23 protein-coding genes and 1 tRNA gene are annotated in these 19,368 nt (G+C 49.5%); 9 read left to right on the top strand and 15 right to left on the bottom strand.

Annotation, left to right across the window (positions count from 1 at the left end; all coding sequences use genetic code 11):
* Window positions 1–77 precede the first annotated feature (77 nt).
* The gene (helD, locus tag ACH0VJ_RS04355) at window positions 78–2,132 is read left to right on the top strand and encodes a DNA helicase IV (RefSeq protein ID WP_000420519.1); all 2,055 of its coding nucleotides are present in this window, start codon (window positions 78–80) and stop codon (window positions 2,130–2,132) included.
* A gap of 35 nt (window positions 2,133–2,167) precedes the next feature.
* On the opposite strand, the gene mgsA is transcribed toward helD, so the two are convergent.
* Together mgsA and ACH0VJ_RS04345 are read right to left on the bottom strand one after the other, a co-directional pair.
* Window positions 2,168–2,626 carry a methylglyoxal synthase gene (mgsA, locus tag ACH0VJ_RS04350; RefSeq protein WP_000424187.1) on the bottom strand — a complete coding sequence of 153 codons (459 nt, stop codon included), beginning with the start codon at window positions 2,624–2,626 and terminating at the stop codon, window positions 2,168–2,170.
* 94 nt (window positions 2,627–2,720) lie between these two features.
* Entirely contained in the window at window positions 2,721–3,383 is a 663-nt protein-coding gene (locus ACH0VJ_RS04345) for a DUF2057 family protein (RefSeq protein ID WP_000847719.1), read from the bottom strand.
* 173 nt (window positions 3,384–3,556) lie between these two features.
* Here ACH0VJ_RS04345 and ACH0VJ_RS04340 point away from each other — a divergent pair, with 173 nt between their 5' ends.
* Window positions 3,557–3,970, top strand: a complete 414-nt coding sequence (locus ACH0VJ_RS04340) for a CoA-binding protein (RefSeq protein ID WP_001537782.1) — start codon at window positions 3,557–3,559, stop codon at window positions 3,968–3,970.
* Between the two features lie 44 nt (window positions 3,971–4,014).
* Here the strand turns inward: ACH0VJ_RS04340 and hspQ are convergent, their stop codons facing one another.
* Window positions 4,015–4,332 (bottom strand): heat shock protein HspQ, encoded by a 318-nt coding sequence (gene hspQ, locus ACH0VJ_RS04335; RefSeq protein ID WP_000561983.1) that lies wholly within the window; start codon window positions 4,330–4,332, stop codon window positions 4,015–4,017.
* A gap of 57 nt (window positions 4,333–4,389) precedes the next feature.
* Window positions 4,390–5,601: a 23S rRNA (cytosine(1962)-C(5))-methyltransferase RlmI gene (gene rlmI / locus ACH0VJ_RS04330; protein ID WP_000140480.1), complete on the bottom strand. Its 1,212-nt coding sequence runs from the start codon at window positions 5,599–5,601 to the stop codon at window positions 4,390–4,392.
* A gap of 214 nt (window positions 5,602–5,815) precedes the next feature.
* On the opposite strand from rlmI, the gene ACH0VJ_RS04325 reads away from it, so the two are divergent.
* Genes ACH0VJ_RS04325 through yccX form a run of 3 tightly spaced genes read left to right on the top strand, consistent with a single transcriptional unit; the run spans window position 5,816 to window position 7,499 of the window.
* A complete protein-coding gene (locus tag ACH0VJ_RS04325) occupies window positions 5,816–6,364 on the top strand; it encodes a YbhB/YbcL family Raf kinase inhibitor-like protein (protein WP_000859416.1) in 549 nt (182 codons plus the stop codon).
* Between the two features lie 25 nt (window positions 6,365–6,389).
* Complete coding sequence (locus tag ACH0VJ_RS04320; RefSeq protein WP_000548080.1) at window positions 6,390–7,169, top strand: AraC family transcriptional regulator; 780 nt, start codon at window positions 6,390–6,392, stop codon at window positions 7,167–7,169.
* Between the two features lie 48 nt (window positions 7,170–7,217).
* Window positions 7,218–7,499 (top strand): acylphosphatase, encoded by a 282-nt coding sequence (gene yccX, locus ACH0VJ_RS04315; RefSeq protein ID WP_000072884.1) that lies wholly within the window; start codon window positions 7,218–7,220, stop codon window positions 7,497–7,499.
* Here yccX and tusE read toward each other — a convergent pair.
* Both tusE and yccA read right to left on the bottom strand, forming a co-directional pair.
* Window positions 7,496–7,825: a sulfurtransferase TusE gene (tusE, locus tag ACH0VJ_RS04310; RefSeq protein WP_000904446.1), complete on the bottom strand. Its 330-nt coding sequence runs from the start codon at window positions 7,823–7,825 to the stop codon at window positions 7,496–7,498. The genes yccX and tusE overlap by 4 nt on opposite strands.
* 86 nt (window positions 7,826–7,911) lie before the next feature.
* A complete protein-coding gene (gene yccA / locus ACH0VJ_RS04305) occupies window positions 7,912–8,571 on the bottom strand; it encodes an FtsH protease modulator YccA (protein ID WP_000374046.1) in 660 nt (219 codons plus the stop codon).
* A gap of 394 nt (window positions 8,572–8,965) precedes the next feature.
* Between yccA and ACH0VJ_RS04300 the strand changes: the two genes are divergently transcribed.
* Window positions 8,966–9,053 (top strand) — tRNA-Ser (locus ACH0VJ_RS04300).
* Window positions 9,054–9,190: 137 nt separating this feature from the next.
* On the opposite strand, the gene pipA is transcribed toward ACH0VJ_RS04300, so the two are convergent.
* Window positions 9,191–9,871 (bottom strand): type III secretion system effector protease PipA, encoded by a 681-nt coding sequence (pipA, locus tag ACH0VJ_RS04295; RefSeq protein ID WP_023196027.1) that lies wholly within the window; start codon window positions 9,869–9,871, stop codon window positions 9,191–9,193.
* 221 nt (window positions 9,872–10,092) lie between these two features.
* On the bottom strand, window positions 10,093–10,968 hold the full coding sequence (pipB, locus tag ACH0VJ_RS04290; protein ID WP_001123026.1) for an SPI-2 type III secretion system effector PipB: 876 nt from the start codon (window positions 10,966–10,968) through the stop codon (window positions 10,093–10,095).
* Between the two features lie 217 nt (window positions 10,969–11,185).
* On the opposite strand from pipB, the gene ACH0VJ_RS04285 reads away from it, so the two are divergent.
* The gene (locus tag ACH0VJ_RS04285) at window positions 11,186–11,506 is read left to right on the top strand and encodes a hypothetical protein (protein ID WP_077907596.1); all 321 of its coding nucleotides are present in this window, start codon (window positions 11,186–11,188) and stop codon (window positions 11,504–11,506) included.
* 9 nt (window positions 11,507–11,515) lie between these two features.
* On the opposite strand, the gene sigE is transcribed toward ACH0VJ_RS04285, so the two are convergent.
* Entirely contained in the window at window positions 11,516–11,857 is a 342-nt protein-coding gene (gene sigE / locus ACH0VJ_RS04280) for a type III secretion system chaperone SigE (protein WP_000444720.1), read from the bottom strand.
* 16 nt (window positions 11,858–11,873) lie between these two features.
* Window positions 11,874–13,559: an SPI-1 type III secretion system effector inositol phosphate phosphatase SopB gene (gene sopB / locus ACH0VJ_RS04275; RefSeq protein ID WP_001166953.1), complete on the bottom strand. Its 1,686-nt coding sequence runs from the start codon at window positions 13,557–13,559 to the stop codon at window positions 11,874–11,876.
* Between the two features lie 332 nt (window positions 13,560–13,891).
* Here sopB and ACH0VJ_RS04270 point away from each other — a divergent pair, with 332 nt between their 5' ends.
* The gene (locus ACH0VJ_RS04270; RefSeq protein WP_001111006.1) at window positions 13,892–14,062 is read left to right on the top strand and encodes a YlcI/YnfO family protein; all 171 of its coding nucleotides are present in this window, start codon (window positions 13,892–13,894) and stop codon (window positions 14,060–14,062) included.
* On the opposite strand, the gene ACH0VJ_RS04265 is transcribed toward ACH0VJ_RS04270, so the two are convergent.
* The 4 genes from ACH0VJ_RS04265 to hprR all read right to left on the bottom strand — a co-directional run bounded on the left by ACH0VJ_RS04265 (window position 14,063) and on the right by hprR (window position 17,961).
* Window positions 14,063–14,173, bottom strand: a complete 111-nt coding sequence (locus tag ACH0VJ_RS04265; RefSeq protein WP_000174813.1) for a hypothetical protein — start codon at window positions 14,171–14,173, stop codon at window positions 14,063–14,065.
* A 108-nt stretch (window positions 14,174–14,281) separates the two neighbouring features.
* A complete protein-coding gene (locus ACH0VJ_RS04260) occupies window positions 14,282–15,751 on the bottom strand; it encodes a C69 family dipeptidase (RefSeq protein WP_000760226.1) in 1,470 nt (489 codons plus the stop codon).
* Window positions 15,752–15,923: 172 nt separating this feature from the next.
* The gene (locus tag ACH0VJ_RS04255) at window positions 15,924–17,288 is read right to left on the bottom strand and encodes a heavy metal sensor histidine kinase (protein WP_000240031.1); all 1,365 of its coding nucleotides are present in this window, start codon (window positions 17,286–17,288) and stop codon (window positions 15,924–15,926) included.
* Window positions 17,281–17,961, bottom strand: a complete 681-nt coding sequence (gene hprR, locus ACH0VJ_RS04250; RefSeq protein WP_000698207.1) for a response regulator transcription factor HprR — start codon at window positions 17,959–17,961, stop codon at window positions 17,281–17,283. Before hprR ends, ACH0VJ_RS04255 begins: the two co-directional genes overlap by 8 nt.
* 135 nt (window positions 17,962–18,096) lie before the next feature.
* Here hprR and hiuH point away from each other — a divergent pair, with 135 nt between their 5' ends.
* On the top strand, window positions 18,097–18,507 hold the full coding sequence (hiuH, locus tag ACH0VJ_RS04245) for a hydroxyisourate hydrolase (protein WP_000833182.1): 411 nt from the start codon (window positions 18,097–18,099) through the stop codon (window positions 18,505–18,507).
* 332 nt (window positions 18,508–18,839) lie between these two features.
* Here hiuH and ACH0VJ_RS04240 read toward each other — a convergent pair whose 3' ends face one another.
* On the bottom strand, window positions 18,840–19,352 hold the full coding sequence (locus tag ACH0VJ_RS04240) for a 4-hydroxyphenylacetate 3-monooxygenase reductase subunit (RefSeq protein WP_001195551.1): 513 nt from the start codon (window positions 19,350–19,352) through the stop codon (window positions 18,840–18,842).
* Window positions 19,353–19,368: the final 16 nt, after the last annotated feature.

The raw sequence follows: 19,368 nt of genomic DNA, 5'->3' as shown, positions 1-19,368 counted from the left end.
CGTTTTTTTAGACTGGAGCACGTTTTCTCTGGCGGTTACACTGATAAGCACATCTTTACGTCTGGATTCGCTGAGTCATGGAACTGAAAGCAACTTCTCTTGGAAAACGTCTGGCGCAACACCCGTATGATCGTGCCGTGATCCTCAACGCTGGGGTGAAAGTGTCTGGCGACAGGCATGAATATCTTATTCCATTCAATCAGTTATTGGCGATTCACTGTAAGCGTGGGCTGGTATGGGGCGAGCTGGAGTTTGTCCTCCCCGAGGATAAAGTCGTGCGTTTGCACGGTACCGAGTGGTCGGAAACCCAGCAATTCCATCGCTATCTGGACGCGCACTGGCGTCGCTGGAGCCAGGAGATGAGTGATGTCGCCGCGCAGGCATTACAAGAGCAATGGGCGCGTATTAGTGAGCGAACGGGCGAAAACCAATGGCTTACCCGTGAACGCGTTCGGGGGCTGGAACACGAAATTCGCCAGACGTTTGCCGCCTTGCCGCTGCCGGTCTCACGTCTGGAGGAGTTTGCTCACTGTCGCGAGATATGGCGTAAGTGTCTGGCATGGTTACAGGATAGCGAGGGAAGTCGGCAGCGGCATAATCAGGCGTATGCTGATGCCATGCTGGAAGCGCATGCCGACTTTTTTACGCAGATAGAATCTTCTCCGCTTAATCCTTCCCAGGCCAGGGCGGTGGTTAACGGCGAATCATCGTTACTGGTACTGGCGGGCGCGGGAAGCGGTAAGACCTCGGTGCTGGTGGCGCGCGCGGGTTGGCTGTTGGCGCGCGGACAAGCAGATGCGGGGCAAATTCTTTTACTGGCGTTTGGTCGCAAGGCGGCAGAGGAGATGGATGAGCGTATCCGCGAGCGCTTACATACGGAAGAGATTACTGCCCGTACGTTCCATTCGCTGGCGCTGTATATTATTCAGCAAGGCAGTAAAAAAGCGCCGGTTATCAGTAAGCTGGAAAGTGACGCCACCGCGCGGCATCAGCTATTTCTGCGCACCTGGCGTCAGCAGTGTAGCGAGAAAAAAGCGCAGGCCAAAGGCTGGCGTCAGTGGCTGGAAGAGGAGATGCAGTGGGTAGTGCCGGAAGGTAATTTCTGGGACGATGAGACATTGCAGCGGCGTCTGGCCCCTCGCCTGGATCGTTGGGTCAGTTTGATGCGTATGCACGGCGGCGCGCAGGCAGAAATGATCGCTGGCGCGCCAGAGGAGTGCCGCGAGCTGTTTGGCAAACGCATTAAGCTGATGGCGCCGCTGCTAAAGGCCTGGAAAAGCGCGTTGAAAGCGGAAAATGCCGTTGATTTCTCCGGGCTGATCCATCAGGCAATGGTGATCCTCGAAAAAGGGCGTTTTATCAGCCCGTGGAAGCATATTCTGGTCGATGAATTTCAGGATATTTCCCCGCAACGGGCGGCGCTGTTAGAGGCGCTGCGCAAGCAGAATAGCCAGACTACGCTGTTTGCCGTTGGCGATGACTGGCAGGCGATTTACCGTTTTAGCGGGGCGCAGCTCTCCTTAACGACGGCGTTTCATCAGACGTTCGGCGAGGGCGAGCATTGCCACCTGGACACCACGTACCGCTTTAACAGTCGGATTGGCGATATTGCCAATCGCTTTGTACAGCAGAATCCGCACCAGCTTAAAAAACCGTTAAATAGTCTGACCCCAGGCGATAAAAAAGCGGTGACGTTATTGGATGAAAGCCAGTTGGACGCGTTACTGGATAAATTATCCGGCTATGCGAAGGAAGATGAACGTATCCTGGTGCTGGCGCGCTATCACCATCTGAAACCCGCGAGTCTACAAAAAGCGGCGACTCGCTGGCCGAAGTTACAGATAGACTTCATGACTATCCATGCCAGCAAAGGCCAACAGGCCGATTACGTGATTCTTGTCGGATTGCAGGAGGGTAACGACGGTTTCCCCGCCCCGGCGCGAGAATCCATTATGGAAAGTGCGCTTCTTCCTCAGGTTGAGGATTTTCCGGACGCTGAAGAGCGGCGTTTGTTATATGTGGCGTTGACGCGCGCGCGTGCGCGGGTCTGGCTGCTTTTTAATAAAGATAATCCCTCGCGCTTTGTGGAGGCGCTTAAACAGCTGGATGTGCCGGTGGCGAGGAAGCCCTAAAGCGCGGGCGGTACAGCATCCCGCCCGCGTAGCGGTTATTTCAGGCGCTCGGCCAGATAACGCGCATAATCCGGAATAAGAATATCTACAGCGTCATTAAAATGCGGGGACTGGATGATAAAGTCCGCCGTTGAGACGTTAGTGGCGACAGGGATATTCCATACGGTGGCCAGACGCAGTAGCGCTTTGACATCGGGGTCGTGCGGTACCGCGTTAAGCGGGTCCCAGAAGAAAATCAACACGTCGATTTTCCCTTCTGAAATGAGTGCGCCAACCTGCTGGTCGCCGCCCATCGGGCCGCTCAGCATCGCATTAACGTCCATACCGGTTGCGCGCTGGATCAGATTCCCCGTGGTGCCGGTTGCATAAAGAACGTGTTTTTCCAGCAACGGCTGATGGCGTTCCACCCAGTTCATTAACATCTGTTTGCAGTGGTCGTGAGCAACCAACGCGATATGTTTGCGCGTCGGCAAGGTGCGAGTCGTCAGTTCCATAATTCGATTCCGTAGTTAACCTGTCTACAGATTACTGGAAGCGCTTGATGCTGCAAGAGAAAGAGAAAAAAATTGCGCGCTGGGACAACTCATATCAAGAGGGCGGCTGTTTTTCCGCCCATTGCAGAAAATGATGGCGTGTCTGCGGGTCGGCCAGTCGGAACCAATATTTCAGCCGCTGTTCTGTCAGAGTTTGTGATTGCGGCGGTACGGTATCAAGCTCTGAGACGTCGGAAAGTAATGTGCTGTCGTCTGCCATCATCGTGGCGAACTGAGGAAGCGAGGCGCGTTTCGCCGATTTATTATAACGCTCGGTCTCTATTTCATAATCGACCACTTTAGCCGTAGAAGTAATGGCCAGAATATCGAGTTTTACCGGAATGGGCATGGCGTCGCCGTCCAAAAGCGCCAGACGCGGCGCCGCGTTAAAATGCGAGGCTTCGCGCTCGTTTTCCAGCCGCGGGAGCTGGAAATTGACCTGACTTATCAGTTGGGTATCGAAACTTATCACCAGCGGCGGAGAAATATAAAGCCGCTCTTCATTACCGGGCAGGCGGATGGTTTTTTCCACCCGGAAAACGAGTTGATGCGGCCCGTTTTCCAGTTCAATGCTCTCTGCGCCGCGTAATAAAGAGCTGGACACCTTTTTGCCGTCCAGCACCAGCAGATCAACCTCATTAGACAAACGGAGCGTTGTGGCAAAAACAGTCACCGGCAAACAGAGAGCAAGGAAGGTGGCTAGCGCGCCGGTTTTCATAAGGTTCTCCTGTCCAAAGGCCGTCTGGCTAATAATGTATCGAAATTTTTCTTAGATCATGTTTACTAACATATAGACATATTTTGGCGTTTTGCTCTCATACATCGGTATGGGATGAATGGTTGCTATGTCAGGTTTGTCGTACACTTTGCAAAACAGCCAGGAGAAAGATGATGAAAGAGACCGATATTGCTGATGTTTTGACGTCCACTCGCACTATCGCGCTGGTAGGTGCGAGCGATAAACCCGATCGTCCAAGTTATCGGGTAATGAAATACCTGCTTGAACAGGGCTACCATGTGATTCCGGTTGCGCCAAAAGTCGCGGGTAAGACATTGCTGGGGCAACAGGGGTATGCCACGCTGGCGGACATTCCCGAAAAAGTCGATATGGTGGATGTTTTTCGCAACTCTGAAGCTGCATGGGGCGTCGCGCAGGAAGCTATCGCCATCGGCGCAAAAACGCTATGGCTACAGCTTGGCGTGATCAACGAACAGGCGGCGGTGCTGGCGCGGGATGCAGGCATGACCGTGGTGATGGATCGCTGCCCGGCGATTGAGATCCCTCGCCTGGGGCTGGCGAAATAAAAGTTTAAATGGCCGGATATCGCTTTCCGGCCTTTTAAATACAATCAGTTACGTAGTCGCGGCGCCTGAAGCTGCTTGCGAATGGTACGCGCCAGTTCATCCATCGATGGCTGTTCTGGATGCTCGTCCCGCATTTCGCTTCGCAACTGGGCCTCGGCCAGATAAGTATGCACTGGCTGACCATCATCATCTTCCATTACCACGTGGTACCACGGAGCGGCGCGAAGTTCGTCGTTAACCGCCAGTTCATCAGGCGACGGCTCATCAAGCGAATATTCCGGGTCGATATCGACGACCACTCCGAGGTAACCTAACAGGGAATGGCGGACCTGTTGGCCGATACCGAATTTGCTGGCTATCATAGTCACCTCCCGGGAAATAGATACCCTTTATATGAGGATACTATTCCACTTTTCAAGTTACATGACGCGACAGGCAAACCCTTTCAGATACAGCCCTTCCGGGTAGGTGGCGATCACCGGGTGATCGGCGGCCTGACGGAACTGCTCTATAAATTGTACATCACGACCGGCATCTATTGCGGCATCGGCAATGATTTTCTGAAATAAATCGCTGGTCATCAGTCCGGAGCAAGAGAATGTCAGCAGTATGCCGCCCGGATTGAGCAGTTGAATCGCTAACATGTTAATGTCTTTATAGCCCCGGCAGGCGCCCATTAACTGGCTTTTATTTTCAACGAATTTGGGCGGGTCCATGATGATGACGTCGAATTTTTCGCCGTGTTCACGGTAAGCGCGCAGCAACTTAAACACGTCGTCGCGCACGAATTCGGCTTTGCTCAAGTCCAGTTGGTTCAGTTCAACGTTTTGCCTGGCGATATCCAGCGCATCCTGTGAGGTATCCACGCTGACAACCTGGCGACAACCGCCCATTAACGCCGACACGGCAAAACCGCCGGTATAAGAGAAGCAGTTCAGTACCCGCTGATTTTCCACGTAGCGGCGCGTCGCCAGACGACTGTCGCGCTGATCAAGATAATAACCGGTTTTGTGGCCGCCCTGGATATCGACCAGTAATTTCATACCGTGTTCTTCAATTGGCAGAAGCGCAGGCGGCAGTTCGCCAGTGACCGGGCCTTGCGTCAGCGCCATCCCTTCTTTTTTCCGCACGGCGACGTCGCTGCGATCGTAAATAGCGCAATCCGGATAGCATGTTTGCAGAGCGCTAATTAATGCGGCGCGTTGATATTCGGCCCCGGCGCTGAGCAGTTGCAGCACCAAAAAATGACCAAAACGATCGATAGTGACGCCAGGTAGACCATCGGATTCACCGGCGATCAGACGATAGCTATCCAGGCCGTCTTTTTTCGCCAGCCAGTCGCGCCACTGCTGCGCCTGGCGCAGGCGGCGGGTGAAAAACGCAATATCAATGGATTCTGCTTTATCAAATGTCCAGACGCGCGCGCGGATCTGGGATGCTGGCGACCAGGCGCCGCGTGCTAACCACTTTCCCTGATGGTCGACGATATCGATAGTTTCACCGAGGTTGGCTTTGCCTTCCAGGCGGGAGACGGCGCCGGAAAAGACCCATGGGTGGCGGCGGAGTAAAGATTTTTCTCGCCCTTTGCTGAGGACTAAACGGGGATATTGCGGAAATGTAGATTCAGTCATGCGGAGTAACCTCTCACAAACAGTGACGCGAGCCGGATGATAGCTCCAGCCAGGGACCGTGAAAACGAAATGGCGCGTAGGGTAGCACAGATGAGAGAGGCAATCACCAGCGTATGGCGGTGAGCGTTTCTGCACAAAATAGAATCGTAAAGGCACAGTTTCTTCAGCGGACGCTTTTTATAGTGTTATTTCTTTACATGAAGAAGGAAATACAATGAAAACAGTCTTCTCTTTGACCGCAGCCGCAATGATGGCATTGAGTGGCGGCGTATCTGCCGCGTCGGCGTTTAGCCTCAGTAGCGCGGATATTCCGGCGGATTTTCGTTTAACGCAACAGCACGTCTTTAAAGGATTTGGTTGTAGCGGAGAAAATATTTCGCCGCAGCTGAGCTGGCGCAATCCGCCTGCCGGAACCAAAAGCTACGCTATTACCGTCTTCGATCCTGATGCGCCCACCGGAAGCGGCTGGTGGCACTGGACGATGGTGAATATTCCTGCGCAGATTCACGACCTGCCGACGGGGGCTGATAAAAAAACGTTACCCGCTGGAGTGGTGCAGGGACGGAATGATTTCGGTTATGCTGGTTTTGGCGGCGCCTGTCCGCCGCCGGGCGATAAGCCTCATCGCTATCAGTTTACTGTGTGGGCGCTGAATACGGCAACACTGCCGCTCGACAGTGAGTCGAGTGGCGCGTTGGTAGGTTTTATGCTTAACGCGCATGTGATTGCGAAAGCGAAATTCACGGCCACATACGGAAGATAAAACAGAGGACGGCACGGTGCAGGAGATGCATATTCGACATCAGGATCTTACGACGGCAGAGGTGCGTTCCAGTCATCTGCACCGTTTGCATCGTGTTACGCTTTTTTCCGCCGCTATCTGCCATATTACGCAGGGCAGTAAAGTCATCATTCAGGATGATAGCCGCCTTGTCGCCGGGCCGGGCGAGTTGATTATTATTCCGGCGAACACGCCGCTGGAGATTATTAATCAGCCTGCGCAGAACGGTTTTCGCTCCGACCTGTTGTTACTTTCACCGGAGATTATTGCTCGCTTTAAAACGATGTACGTTCAGGATTATCCACCGGCAAACCTGACATCGCTGTGTACGCCGATGAGCCGTAGCCTGACATTTATGTGGGAGAACGTGTTGGATGCTGTGCGCCAGGGGTTGCCCGTTGGGCTACAGGAACATCAGGCGATGGGGTTACTGCTAGCGCTTTTGCATGATGGCGCGGCGGGACCGCTGCTTATTGAACGGCGTTACACCCTCACGGAGCAGGTGCGGCAACTGATTATGCTCTCACCTGCTAAGCTATGGACAGCCCAGGAGATAGCCCGCCGTCTTGCTATGGGAACATCGACGCTGCGTCGGCGTTTGCAGCGCGAATCGCAGAGTTATCGGCAAATTATTGAAGAGGTACGCATGTCCTGCGCGCTTTCTCAACTGCAATCGACGACGCTGCCGATCGGCGAAATAGCGCTACGGTGCGGCTACCTGTCGGGGTCGCGATTTACGGCCAGATTCCGCCAACATTATGGGTGTCTGCCCAGTCAGGTACGTTAAGTATGTCCTGTATGCGTCTTCACCGTTGATTATGAAAGGAGAACCATCATGTCGAACGTCTGCATTATCGCCTGGGTTTATGGTCGCGTTCAGGGCGTCGGATTTCGTTATACCACGCAGCATGAGGCGCAGCGACTGGGGTTAACCGGCTATGCGAAGAATATGGATGACGGAAGCGTAGAAGTGGTGGCCTGTGGCGACGCGGCGCAGGTGGAAAAGCTCATCAAGTGGCTGAAAGAAGGCGGACCGCGCTCTGCTCGTGTGGACAAAATCCTCACTGAACCGCACAGCCCTCGCGAGACGTTAACAGGCTTTAGTATTCGGTATTAAATACATTTTACCGGCTTGGGCAGACCGGCGATTTTGGTCGCTTGCTTTGCCGGGCCTTTCGGGAACAGACGATACAGATAGCGGCTATTGCCTTTTTCTTCGCCGAACTTATTCGCCATCGCTTTGACCAGCATTCGGATGGCGGGAGAGGTATTAAACTCCAGGTAAAATTCGCGCACGAAGCGCACGACTTCCCAGTGTTCCGCAGAGAGCTCAATGCCTTCATTGGCGGCGATAGCGACTGCCAACGCTTCACTCCACTGCGTCGTCTCTTTCAGATAGCCTTCGCTATCAGTACTGATTTCTTTACCTTCAAAGATCAACATAACGTTTCACTGCGTAATCAACACGGACGGCAGTGTAGCAAAAAATAAAGCCCTGCATAAGCAGGGCTGGAAGAGGGGAATGTCGATTAGTCGCGGCTGGCGAAGCCCAGAATGCTGAGCAGGCTGACAAAGATGTTGTACAGCGAAACGTACAGGCTGACGGTCGCACGAATATAGTTGGTTTCACCGCCGTGAATGATGTTACTGGTTTCATACAGGATAGCGCCCGAGGAAATCAGGATAAACACCGCGCTAATCGCCAGGTGCAATGCAGGCAGTTGCAGGAAAATATTCGCCACCATACCAATCAGCACGACGACGATCCCGGCCATTAACATACCGCCCAGGAAAGACATATCCTTACGGGTGGTCAAAACGTAAGCGGAGCAGCAGAAAAATACTAACGCGGTACCACCCAGCGCCAGGCCAATCACATCGCCCATGCCTGCTGACAGATAGGCGTTAAGAATCGGGCCCAGGATATACCCGAGGAAGCCGGTAAACGCAAAAGCAGACAGGATACCGACCGGCTTATTGGCGGTTTTATAGGTCAGGAACATCAGCCCATACATACCGACCAGCGTCAGAATCAGGCCGGGGGAGGGCAGCATCAGTACCGTACTGGCTGTCGCGGTAATTGCGGAGAAAGCCAGCGTCAGGCTCAACAGAAAATAGGTGTTGCGCAGTACTTTGTGCGTACTCAGTAGCGAGCTACGATCACGCGATGATGTAATGATACGATCCATTAGTCACTCTCTTATGACAGATGTAATTAATAAAGGAGAATAATAAAAACAGTCACTGTCACCCAGTGGTTTTACCCATCTTTACGCATTCGTTTACGTTTAGTTTCCTTTAGAGATTTCAGGTGATTACCGTCGTTAAAACGGTCTGCTCATGCCTGGCGCTACGCCATAAAACAGGCGGCAGCGCCAACCACGCGTTACCGATAAAAAAATCGCTAATCACAGCGGTGAAACAGTGGAGGCGATCAATACGTATTCAGCCAGTTTTGTGTTGAAGAAATGGTCAATATGCTGCTATTTCAGGCAATTAACAAAGTTTTGCCTGTTTTTCACGCAAACGAACACATTCGGTCTTTACATGACGCACCGGGATGTTTATAGTGCGCCTCATTCCGGAAGTGTGGCCGAGCGGTTGAAGGCACCGGTCTTGAAAACCGGCGACCCGAAAGGGTTCCAGAGTTCGAATCTCTGCGCTTCCGCCAGATTAAACAAGGGGTTACCGAAAGGTAGCCCCTTTGTTTTTTGGGCGCTTAGAATATAGTTAGAAAATACTGCCAGAACATTTCCCGAAAAAAAGGGACTACGTGGGTTTTTAGTTTCTTTTCGTTTCCTGATGTGTCTATTTATTGAAGATGTAGACCATTCTGGGAGGTGAAGGATGCCCCATCTCTTTCAGAATAATGTTGGTATATTCGACAACAGGGCCTCTTGGATGATTTTCTTCTTTATCCTGAAGATGGGTCAGTGCATGTACAACTTCATGAATAAATGAACGTTTTGTGTCAAAAAGTTGTCTTCCTTCGTTACTTTCATAATGTTCGGTATATGAATCATCAGAATCGTCCAGATTGAGACAAATAACTTTCCTGCCTTCTGAAAGTTTGAAGTGTTCCTGAGCCACGGTAGTTTCAAAGGCTTCGCCTGCCCCCAGTAGCCAGCGCTGCTCCACATCATGTAGTTCTTTTTCATATGCGTAATTCATCAGTCTGCGGAATGTTTCGCTTTGGGTGTACGCATTTTGAAGTACGGAGGATAGTTCATCGTAGCATTCGTCATAAATGTCGTCATCAATTTCTGTATCAGGGTCTATTCCACCCGCGCCTGAGATAAGGTACTCCACCACACACTCTGGCTCCAGACGGAATTCCCTGTTTATGGCAAGGCTGTCATGAGCAAGGCGTAGCCGTGAGGGGTTTGGTGCATGTTCGGGAATATCGGGGAAAACAGGTGTATCTGCGGTATTTAATCCATATGTGGATACTCCGCTTTGAGGTATTAATCTGTAGGTGACCGGAAGCATAACTTCTTATTTCCTGACTACAATTATGAATTATTTAAATTAAACAATAATAGTGTTTTTAGTTAATGTGCCACATACAGATAACGCTATGATTCAGACAAAGCCAAAAAGTAATACGCTGAAAATGTTATTTATAATGAAACTTAGGGGCGGGGTTTATTTAATAAAACAAGGGGGCCTCTGTTTGAATACTTCTTGTTTATAAAATCCCTTTATCTCGACTAAAATATCGGATGGGGGAAAAGAGTTCTATCATTGTAATCCGGGAGTGGAGTAGGGGTATGTTGACTACCTGTCAGATCGGCTCCTGTTAATGCTTTCGCTAAAGTTAGAGCTATCTTATCTAATTTCGCACCATTTAGTTTGGTGTCAGTTAAGTCTGAGCCGAATAGAATTGCAGCGGTTAAGTTTACACCGGACATGTTAGCGCAAGTCAGGTCTGCGTGAGTCAGGTTTGCTTTAGTCATGTTTGAACCCATTAGATTTACAGCGTGTAGATTTGTACAACACAAATTTGCACCGACTAAATTTACATTAGAAAGATTTGTTTCACGGAAATCTGCATTAGAAGCATCTATTTCTGACAAATCTTCCCCCTGGAAATTTTTATTAGCCAGGTTTACTCCGCGCAGGTTCAGAAAACCACCCTCGGTTATAAGTGAATCAGGCTGTTGTATATTATGTTTACTCATCAGTTTTAACATTCGACATACATTCCAAAATCTCTCACTATCAACTTTATCCGTTACAGTTTTTCCATTTTTGTTCACTTCAATAATGACCATGGGATCCGTATTTTCGGATGCTGCTCCACATGACAGACATATAGTACACCCGTTGACATCCTCCAGAAATATTTTATTACCATCGAAGAAAGCATCTTTATTTACATATAATAATGATGTGGTCAGTTTTCCAATTACCTCCCGAAAGCATCTTTCATTGCTTCTTCTTACTCCACCACAGGTAAAAAAATTGACAAACCATTCCAGTATACCGCGTGGTGAAGTTGCACTTTTCATTGCTTCTTCCGTACCGGTACCGGCCGCATGCAAATATCTTAATATATTTTCTGGGGACGCGTTAGTTATTGGCATTTTGATTCCTTCTTATGGAAGTGAGCCGATTCCTTATAGGTGTGAGTCAAGTCACATTTATACAAGGAATAATAAAAAAAGATATAAGGTGATTTTTGTATTTAGAGCTTTGGTTGAGTATGAGTAGGTGTCTGGCATCTGACAAGAGGCGATGATATCTGCCATAACGGTGAAGCAGAAGTAATATCACCCGTGAATAATAAGATTATCCTTGCTATTGACTTCCTTCATTTCCAGCATAGCTTACGCTTCATCATCATTGAATAAACAATTAAGTTTGTTGAGCGAAAATTTACTTAAAGAAAAAATAATAAGTACCAATATTTTTTGCAGAATTTCAACTTATAGCAGAATAAATGTGCGTAGATGGCGTAAAAACCTGATGAGCAGGAATACTTACACACTAAAAATGCTCCCGCAAACAGAGCAAAATGAGAAAGAGGAACGTTTGCCCCTTACATTTCCACCAAAGATTCTGGTTTTGTCTCTTGTAAAGGGCATACGTATCGCGTTTTATCTCATTAAGAAAGTATGTTGACGTATTAAATTATGCATAATGCTCTTTCAATTGTTTCACGTTTGAAATGAATAATTCAAAACCAGTGAGCGCCTCTTCTTCGGTACTGGTTTGCGGCAAGCGATAAAGCGCCACTAAAGCAGTATTGTCTGCGTCAGCGCCGATAGTGACGGCGCTGGCATAGTTAAGACGTAAAAAATGCTGCAAAGTCAGGATGTCGTCAGGCAATGGCATAAAGGGACAGCACATTTCCAGTGTATGATCGGATTCATTAAAATAAACCTGTATCCCATCATCAATGATGAGAAGTGGCTCATCTTCTGGTGCATCCAGGCCTAACGCGGCATATAAACGATTTAATAGACTTTCCATATAGTTACCTCAAGACTCAAGATGTGATTAATGAAGAAATGCCTTTTACTGACTGCCAAATATTTTCATCCCCAACTCGTTTTTGATAGGAAAGATTGAGCACCTCTGGCGATAAATTTTTCATTACTTTGTTTCCCGCCCCGCCCGTATTTTGTTTCTGAATCTCCAGGTTACCGCTATTCAGTAATACTTTTTGGAAAATTTTCTGTCCACCGCTATCCGGAAGACTGCCAGGCGCACTTAACATATGGGTCTGATGTAAGGAAATGATCTCTCGCTTGATTTCTGAATCCATCATCCCTGTACGATCTTTGCCGCTTTTACAATTCCAGGCGGGTACCGCGTCAATTTCATGGGCTAACATGGCAAGGCGTTGTGCGAGTTTATAGGGTTCGCCGCCATCTTTATGATGTTGGTTATTTTTCCATATATCCTTAATCTGGCGCGCTAATGTATTGACGACCTCATAATTATCCGGGTATTGCGCCAGCCATTCGCCAACCCAGCCACCTGGTCTGGCTTCAGGGCGTAAATCATTGCCTAATAACTGATGTAGCGCCTCGGCATTATAGCTATCCGATGCCTTAAGGCCAAAGCCGAGCTTGAGCGCCAGCTCATTAACACCCACATTAAATGCGGCGACGTCCGGTTTTATTTTTACCGTCTGTAGATCGCCATCTTTATTGCGGATTTTTAAATGAATCATTTTTCCCGGCTGGGTCAACGATTGCCATGCGCGCATTTGATCCTCGACCATCGTTCCCTCTTTGCCGAAAATATTCGACGCGGTGAGTAACCCGACGGATACCAGTTTCAGGCTTACCGCCTCGCCCGCTAAGGCTTTGTTAAGCAACTCAGGTTTACTAAAAAGTGCCGCAGTTAATACTTCTTTGGCTTTGTTTTCAGCGCCGACCTGACGCAGAAGCGGATCTTTTTCATGATAGGGGGAAAGCACGCCATGACGTATCCCGCAGAAAAGCGTTTTATCTTTACCGTCCTCATGCACACTCACCGTGGACATCCACAAATTATTGGCGTGATGAATATTCCTGGTATCCCAACTGCATACGCCCTTTCCCTCATAAGCACTGGGAAAGATATCTTTTGCGCCGATTTTCATCTCTGCTGCAGGGAGCTGCGTGTTGGTATAGTGATGCCCGTTATGCGTGAGTGTATTTTTTATGGTTTGCCAGGGCTGGTTATTAAGCTGCTTGACCTGAGCGTCTCTAAACGCTACTGCCGCAAAGCGATGAGCTTCTTTTGCAGGTAAGCCATCCTGCTGCTGAGTGCGTGCTGCAATAAGTTCGATAAGATTTTTCTTCAATGCTTTTGCCGCGGCTTCTTCTTGTTTTGTTGCTGGCCGGTCCGCTTTAACTTTGGCTAACTCCATTTGGTTTGCCATTGACGTTAGAACCGGGTCTTGTTTACCCAGAACGGTTGCCGCGACGGTAAGAAGATCGCGCTGTAAGTTATAGAGGTTATGCAGCGAGTGGTTAGACGTCTTCTGATGCTGTAGATAATTCCCCCATGTCGCGCCGGGTTCTCGCAGGACAATAATTTCCGGGCGAGCGTCGGGCGCTTTAGCCGGCGCTTTGCCCTGGCCTGAGAGAATCTGCATTCCGTTGTATAAGGTTTTTTGTAGGCTTTTAAAAGCCTCCTGGGTTTTTAGTGAAGCTGAATGATAGAAGCTCTGTATTTGCATAGCGTTTTTAATATTCCTGAATAGGGGAGTGGGAACATTCAACAGGGTTAACAACCCTTTAAAAGGATGTGACTTTTATGCACCAGGAACTTTAAAAAAATGTCCTTTTTAGTGAGAAAACGCTTCTGATCAGGCGGGGAGGTGTCCTGACGTCCATACGTAGTGGCGATCATGGGGGGAGATCGGTACATCAAATGTTCATAAAATCTACAAACTTCACAATTTAGGGCACAACTTTTATTGAAAACCCACCTTCTTGACTCAGATCAAATTCACCGATTTGCTCCTGCGTAAAGTAACGGCGTTACATCAAATGTTATACAGGTGTGTGTATGCCAGCAAAGCCCCGGACAAGTAAGACCGTGACGAAGAATATTCGTTTTTCCTATTCCATGCTTGAACAGATAGAATTCGCGTTGAAATCTGAAAAGACGCGGAATTTTTCAGCATGGGTAAAAGAGGCCTGTCGGGAAAAGTTATGTAACACGGGACATAAGCTGTAGTTATCGTCTTATGTAAGAGGGGGCGGCCATTTTGAAAAGAACAACGTGCTTATATACCTCCTGGGTTTTTGCCGCTTTTGTCTCTCTGCTGATATTTGCCTGGAGTGTCATAAACTATCCTCTCTATGAATCCATAATAATTATTGTCTTTTATATCTGGCTAATTCTGGTACCGCTTTATCTTATTGTGTATGAGTGGCTAATAGATTGTCATTAAATTTATGGTTGCGTACTTGAAAAGTGATATTTCATATCTGTACGGTAAGTCATTGTCGTAATAATATTATTGGTCAGGCGACGGGCGAGCGTCTGCGCATTTTGCATCGTTTTATCTTCAAAATTTTGCAGTAAGCGTTGCGCTTCTTTCGGATGCGACGCATATAATCTCAGATAGCTCTGCTCCATCTTATACTGCTGCTTAGCTGTTTGCTGTTCAAATGTTTTCCAGGCGTGTTGCACATCTGGCGCAAACGCATTGTAGTCCTGCATAACCAGCGTTTGCAGCGTGCGGAATGTCCAGTAGGTAGAGTCGTTGCTCGCCCGATCGGTTCCTTTATCATCTCCGGGTTGATAATGACGCATCCCCTGATAATAGGGGAGATAGACGCTAAGAGATGGCATTCCATAGGCGATGTATTCTACGTTGCCGATAGCCTGCGGTAATTTCGGTCTGACCTGTAAAATATGTGACTCCTGGGTACGAAAAACGGATATCGGTCGCCATGGTTCTTGTGGATTATGACTGGCATAAGGGTCGTGCGACGTTCCCTGATAGTGATTGCGTAGCGCGTTTTTTACTGCCGCCACGCCGATCTTCGTTATTGGCGTTAAAAAAACAGGAAATGTTTCCCCTTCGCTAACGACCGTATCCAGATGCGGATTAAACTGGTGTTGTAGCGTCCAGACGCGCGGATAATTATAGGTGGTATCGTTTTTGTTATCCTGCGAATAGGCTTGATGAAAGTCGAATTCGCCGCGGGCCGGATCATATAATCCCTGCTTTTTCGCAAAGCTTACTAACGTTGGTGACGCCATATAATTCGCGTTATCATTCGGATCGTAATGGCGTAAACGTCCCTGATTGGCGGAAACGAAATAGCTATCTGCCGGAAGTCGTACTGCCAGCCATTGATGACCGCTTCCCGTCTCCAGATACCATATCTCTTTGCTATCAATAAACGCGACGCCGAAACCTTCGCCAGCGCCTTTTTGTTCAATAATGTCTCCCAGTAATTTGGCGCCCTGACGCGCCGATTGCGCCACTGGCAGGATCACGGACTCAATGGCGTCTTCCGTGATCCCCGTTTTTGTCACGTAAGGATCGGCAGCCAGCGCCGCTCTGCCGTTATAAATGGTTTCCGTTGCGCTCATTCCGACGCCCGCCGAATTGAAACCGGCTTCACCCATGGCGTTATCGTTAGTATCAAAGTCATGAATTGCCGTATAGCGCATCGCTGTCTCCGGAAGCGGCCAGCTAAAATTGTTCCGATGTGCTTTATACTCGCCTTGTTGATGAAACGCGATGGGATGAATAACCTTATGCTTGGCGTTATTTGCCGAGCCATCTTCGTTGCGCGCGATAATGAAGGAGCCGTCAGCCGAAGCCTGATTGCCTACCAAAAGGGTAGTACAGGCGATGACTTTACCCATACCCAGCAGCGTAACGGCGAATGCAAGATACTTTTTCATAAAGGTTCCCACTGAATAACGCGTTATGGGATGAATTGACCCTGGATTGGAAACCGAGAAAGTGATCGAGCCAGCAATATTCTTTGCCGGCATCCTTTATTTTCTCTTTATTGAGGTTGTATTGATAACCACAGCCCTGTGGCAGGGAAGGGGAACAGAACCTGTACTGACCTTAGCTATCACCGCTATCGGGCAGACGAACCGAAAAGATATTATGTTCATCGGCATAGCGGTAAGATGCCGCGCCACCGTGCAATAGAGCAATCGCATTAACCAACGATAGCCCCAGGCCGAAACCGGCAGTGTGGCGGGCATTATCTCCTCGCCAAAAACGCCTGAAAAGCTTATCCGCATCGGCGGGGTGGCTGCCCGGATTAGCGACCCGAATTTCTGCAACGTTATCATCATAAGCGCTTTCAATACGTATCACGGCGTTTTCATCAGAATAACGGATGGCATTCGTCAGCAGGTTTGAGAGCACTCTTTGTAATAATATTTCGTCAGCCCATACCGTTCCCTGACATTGATTTATAAAACAGATGCGCTTCTCCTCGGCAAGGGGGCTAAGATAATCCAGCATATTTTCGACCAGCGCATTGAGCGAAACAGGCTGTTTTTTTACCGTTATATTCTGGTGCTCCGCGCGTGCCAGAAAGAGAATATTTTCTGTCAGTCGCGACAGTCCCTCCAGCTCTTCAATATTATCGACAAGGGCTTGTTGATACTCTTCGGCGCTGCGTTCCTGACTCAGCATCACCTGATTCTTCCCCAGTAAAATATTAACCGGCGTGCGCAGCTCATGCGCCAGATCGTCGGCAAATTGGTTCAGGCGTTCAAAATCGTCGGAAAGCTTCTGGCGCATGGTATTTAGCGCTTGTCCAAGCGGCCTGAGCTCAACGGGTAACGCCTGTTCCGCCAACGGCTGGCGAAGTGTGCCGCTATCTGTCGCCGCGGTGAGTCGGCTGAGCGACGTAATGGCCCGCAGCCCGTTTCTGATGACTAATGGACTGAGCGCCGAACAGACGAGGATCGCGATAAGGCTAATCAGCAAACTGTTGCGGCGATATTGCGTCAGCATTTGCCGCCTTTCCGTCGCCAGCCTGGCAATAGTAAGGGTCAGCGGGTCATCGCCGCTTCTGGCGTTTACTCGTACCGCGGTAAGTTCCGTGCCTTGTACCGCCTGGCGAAATAAGGTTTCGCGGGTGATGTTTTTAGCCAGCGGAATCTCGTTAAAGCGTTGGTCGGGGATGCCGCTATGATTAATCGCAACATTGTGGCCTGTTGCTGAATGGATCAATAAGATATCCTGCTTCGTATCCACCATCCGATTGAAATAGAGCGGCAGATTTTCCGGCCTGGCGCCATCCAGTAACAGTTGCTGCATTTGCGCCGCCCGATTTATTAGCGTCATATCATCACGATACGTTAATTCTTTGCTCAGCGCGTTATAGAGCGTCCAGCTAATGCCGGTACAGGCGAGGATAAGGATGGCGATAAAAGAAATTGTCAGGCGCAGCGTCATTGATAACTTAACCATTCTGCGACGTTTCCGCCTGTAATCGATAACCCATCCCCCGGACGGTCATAATGAGCTTCTTTTCAAATGGATCGTCTACTTTGGCGCGCAGCCGACGAATCGCGACATCAACGGTGTTGGTTTCACTATCAAAGTTAATTCCCCAAACTTCGCTGGCGATCGCGGTTCGGGGCACGATTTCTCCTGCCCGGGACGCCAGTAACCAGAGGAGCAGGAATTCTTTGCGGGTCAGGGAAATCGGTTTGCCATTTCGTGACACCGATTGCTTTGTGGCATCCATGTCCAGACCATTGATCGTCAGTCGGGTAAAGACCGGGACATGCTGTCTGAGTTGAGCTCTCACCCGGGCCAGCAGTTCGGCGAAGGAAAAAGGCTTAACAAGGTAATCATTAGCGCCCGCCTCAAGACCTTTGACGCGATCCTCAACCGAGTCGCGCGCCGTCAGGCAAATAACAGGGGACTGATGCGCAGTGCGTAACGCGCGTAAAACCTGCCATCCATCAAGCCCCGGCAGCATAATATCAAGAATAATCAATGAATAATGTTCCTGAAGGGCGAGGTGTAATCCGTCTCGTCCATCACAGGCATAATCAACCACATAGCCTGCTTCCGTGAGTCCCTGACGTACCCACTCAATGGTTTTCTGGTTATCTTCAATCAATAAAATCTTCATCGACGCAGTATGCCATAGGCTTGTTAGCGAATCCGTAAATCTCCAACAAGATGACATAATTGTCATGTCCGTGTAAGGTTAATCCTGGACGCGCCAGATATATTTTCCTGCATCAATACCGTAAAGGAGTGAAGCATGAAACGATATATACTGGCTACCGCGATAGCGTCTCTTGTTGCAGCCCCGGCAATGGCGCTGGCCGCTGGCAACAATATTCTCAGCGTACATATTCTCGATCAGCAAACAGGCAAACCGGCGCCCGGCGTGGAGGTGGTACTGGAGCAGAAAAAGGATAACGGATGGACGCAATTAAACACCGGGCATACCGACCAGGACGGACGTATTAAAGCACTGTGGCCCGAAAAAGCTGCCGCGCCGGGGGATTATCGCGTTATTTTTAAAACCGGCCAGTATTTTGAAAGTAAAAAACTGGATACGTTTTTCCCGGAGATTCCCGTCGAGTTTCATATCAGCAAAACGAATGAGCACTATCATGTGCCGCTGTTATTAAGTCAGTATGGTTATTCAACCTATCGCGGGAGCTAATTTAGAGCCTATCCCATTAGGGCTATTTTACTTGCCATTTTGGACCTGGGCAGTGCTCGCCAAAACGCGTTAGCGTTTTGAACGCCGCTTGCGGCGGCCCGAAGGGCGAGCGTAGCGAGTCAAACCTCACGTACTACGTGTACGCTCCGGTTTTTGCGCGCTGTCCGTGTCCAAACTGGCTGCGCCAATAACGCCTGGTGGGACAGGCTCTTAGATTTTATTAATCGCCGCGATTTATGGCGAGCAAACATCGCGGCGGGAATAAAAATCTTCAGCGTATCGACTCTTCTCCCACAAGCGGTGGTTATCCCGCTTGTGGGCATGAGTGACGGTTAAACAGGCGCTTCCATCTCAAGTCTGACCGGATGAAAACGGCGTTTGAAATAAATCAGGCCATGCCCATCCTGGCTAAGAATAATATTTTTGATCGCCACCAGATACACCAGATGCGTGCCAATGGTTTGTACCTCGCTGATCTCGCCTTCAAGACCGGCCAGCGCGCCGTTAAGTACCGGCTGGCCCAGCGGCCCGTTTTGCCAACATGGCTGGTGAAAACGCTCTTCCATCGCCATCCCCGTCATACCGGCAAAGTGGCGCGCCATCAGCTCCTGCTCATGGTTAAGTACATTAATGCACAGCTTGCCGTTGCCCTGAAAAACGGGGTTCATGGCGCTATTGGCATTAATACATACCATCACGGAGGGCGGCGTATCGGTGACGGAGCAGACCGCTGTTGCGGTGATACCGCAGCGTCCGGCGTGACCCGCCGTGGTTACGATGTTGACCGCTGCCGCCAGACTTGCCATCGCATCGCGAAAACGCAGACGTTGTTCATCTACTTGCATGAGAACCTCCTGCCGC

It is taken from the genome of Salmonella sp. 2020_1459, assembly GCF_043847915.1.
GTDB lineage: Bacteria > Pseudomonadota > Gammaproteobacteria > Enterobacterales > Enterobacteriaceae > Salmonella > Salmonella enterica.
Note: the sequence above shows the minus strand (reverse complement) of the source record. Positions and strands in the feature narration are given on the sequence as shown.

Bases quoted from the DNA above. Each gene is read 5' to 3' on its own strand.
- sigE (WP_000444720.1), bottom strand. From the start codon at position 11,857: ATGGAAAGTCTATTAAATCGTTTATATGCCGCGTTAGGCCTGGATGCA.
- rlmI (WP_000140480.1), bottom strand. From the start codon at position 5,601: ATGACTGAATCTACATTTCCGCAATATCCCCGTTTAGTCCTCAGCAAA.
- hprR (WP_000698207.1), bottom strand. From the start codon at position 17,961: ATGAAGATTTTATTGATTGAAGATAACCAGAAAACCATTGAGTGGGTA.
- pipA (WP_023196027.1), bottom strand. From the start codon at position 9,871: ATGCTTCCGGTCACCTACAGATTAATACCTCAAAGCGGAGTATCCACA.
- ACH0VJ_RS04260 (WP_000760226.1), bottom strand. From the start codon at position 15,751: ATGAAAAAGTATCTTGCATTCGCCGTTACGCTGCTGGGTATGGGTAAA.
- ACH0VJ_RS04240 (WP_001195551.1), bottom strand. From the start codon at position 19,352: ATGCAAGTAGATGAACAACGTCTGCGTTTTCGCGATGCGATGGCAAGT.
- tusE (WP_000904446.1), bottom strand. From the start codon at position 7,825: ATGTTGATCTTTGAAGGTAAAGAAATCAGTACTGATAGCGAAGGCTAT.
- pipB (WP_001123026.1), bottom strand. From the start codon at position 10,968: ATGCCAATAACTAACGCGTCCCCAGAAAATATATTAAGATATTTGCAT.
- ACH0VJ_RS04325 (WP_000859416.1), top strand. From the start codon at position 5,816: ATGAAAACAGTCTTCTCTTTGACCGCAGCCGCAATGATGGCATTGAGT.
- hspQ (WP_000561983.1), bottom strand. From the start codon at position 4,332: ATGATAGCCAGCAAATTCGGTATCGGCCAACAGGTCCGCCATTCCCTG.
- hiuH (WP_000833182.1), top strand. From the start codon at position 18,097: ATGAAACGATATATACTGGCTACCGCGATAGCGTCTCTTGTTGCAGCC.
- yccA (WP_000374046.1), bottom strand. From the start codon at position 8,571: ATGGATCGTATCATTACATCATCGCGTGATCGTAGCTCGCTACTGAGT.
- helD (WP_000420519.1), top strand. From the start codon at position 78: ATGGAACTGAAAGCAACTTCTCTTGGAAAACGTCTGGCGCAACACCCG.
- ACH0VJ_RS04255 (WP_000240031.1), bottom strand. From the start codon at position 17,288: ATGGTTAAGTTATCAATGACGCTGCGCCTGACAATTTCTTTTATCGCC.
- ACH0VJ_RS04340 (WP_001537782.1), top strand. From the start codon at position 3,557: ATGAAAGAGACCGATATTGCTGATGTTTTGACGTCCACTCGCACTATC.
- mgsA (WP_000424187.1), bottom strand. From the start codon at position 2,626: ATGGAACTGACGACTCGCACCTTGCCGACGCGCAAACATATCGCGTTG.
- sopB (WP_001166953.1), bottom strand. From the start codon at position 13,559: ATGCAAATACAGAGCTTCTATCATTCAGCTTCACTAAAAACCCAGGAG.
- ACH0VJ_RS04265 (WP_000174813.1), bottom strand. From the start codon at position 14,173: ATGACACTCCAGGCAAATATCAGCAGAGAGACAAAAGCGGCAAAAACC.
- yccX (WP_000072884.1), top strand. From the start codon at position 7,218: ATGTCGAACGTCTGCATTATCGCCTGGGTTTATGGTCGCGTTCAGGGC.
- ACH0VJ_RS04345 (WP_000847719.1), bottom strand. From the start codon at position 3,383: ATGAAAACCGGCGCGCTAGCCACCTTCCTTGCTCTCTGTTTGCCGGTG.
- ACH0VJ_RS04320 (WP_000548080.1), top strand. From the start codon at position 6,390: ATGCATATTCGACATCAGGATCTTACGACGGCAGAGGTGCGTTCCAGT.
- ACH0VJ_RS04270 (WP_001111006.1), top strand. From the start codon at position 13,892: ATGCCAGCAAAGCCCCGGACAAGTAAGACCGTGACGAAGAATATTCGT.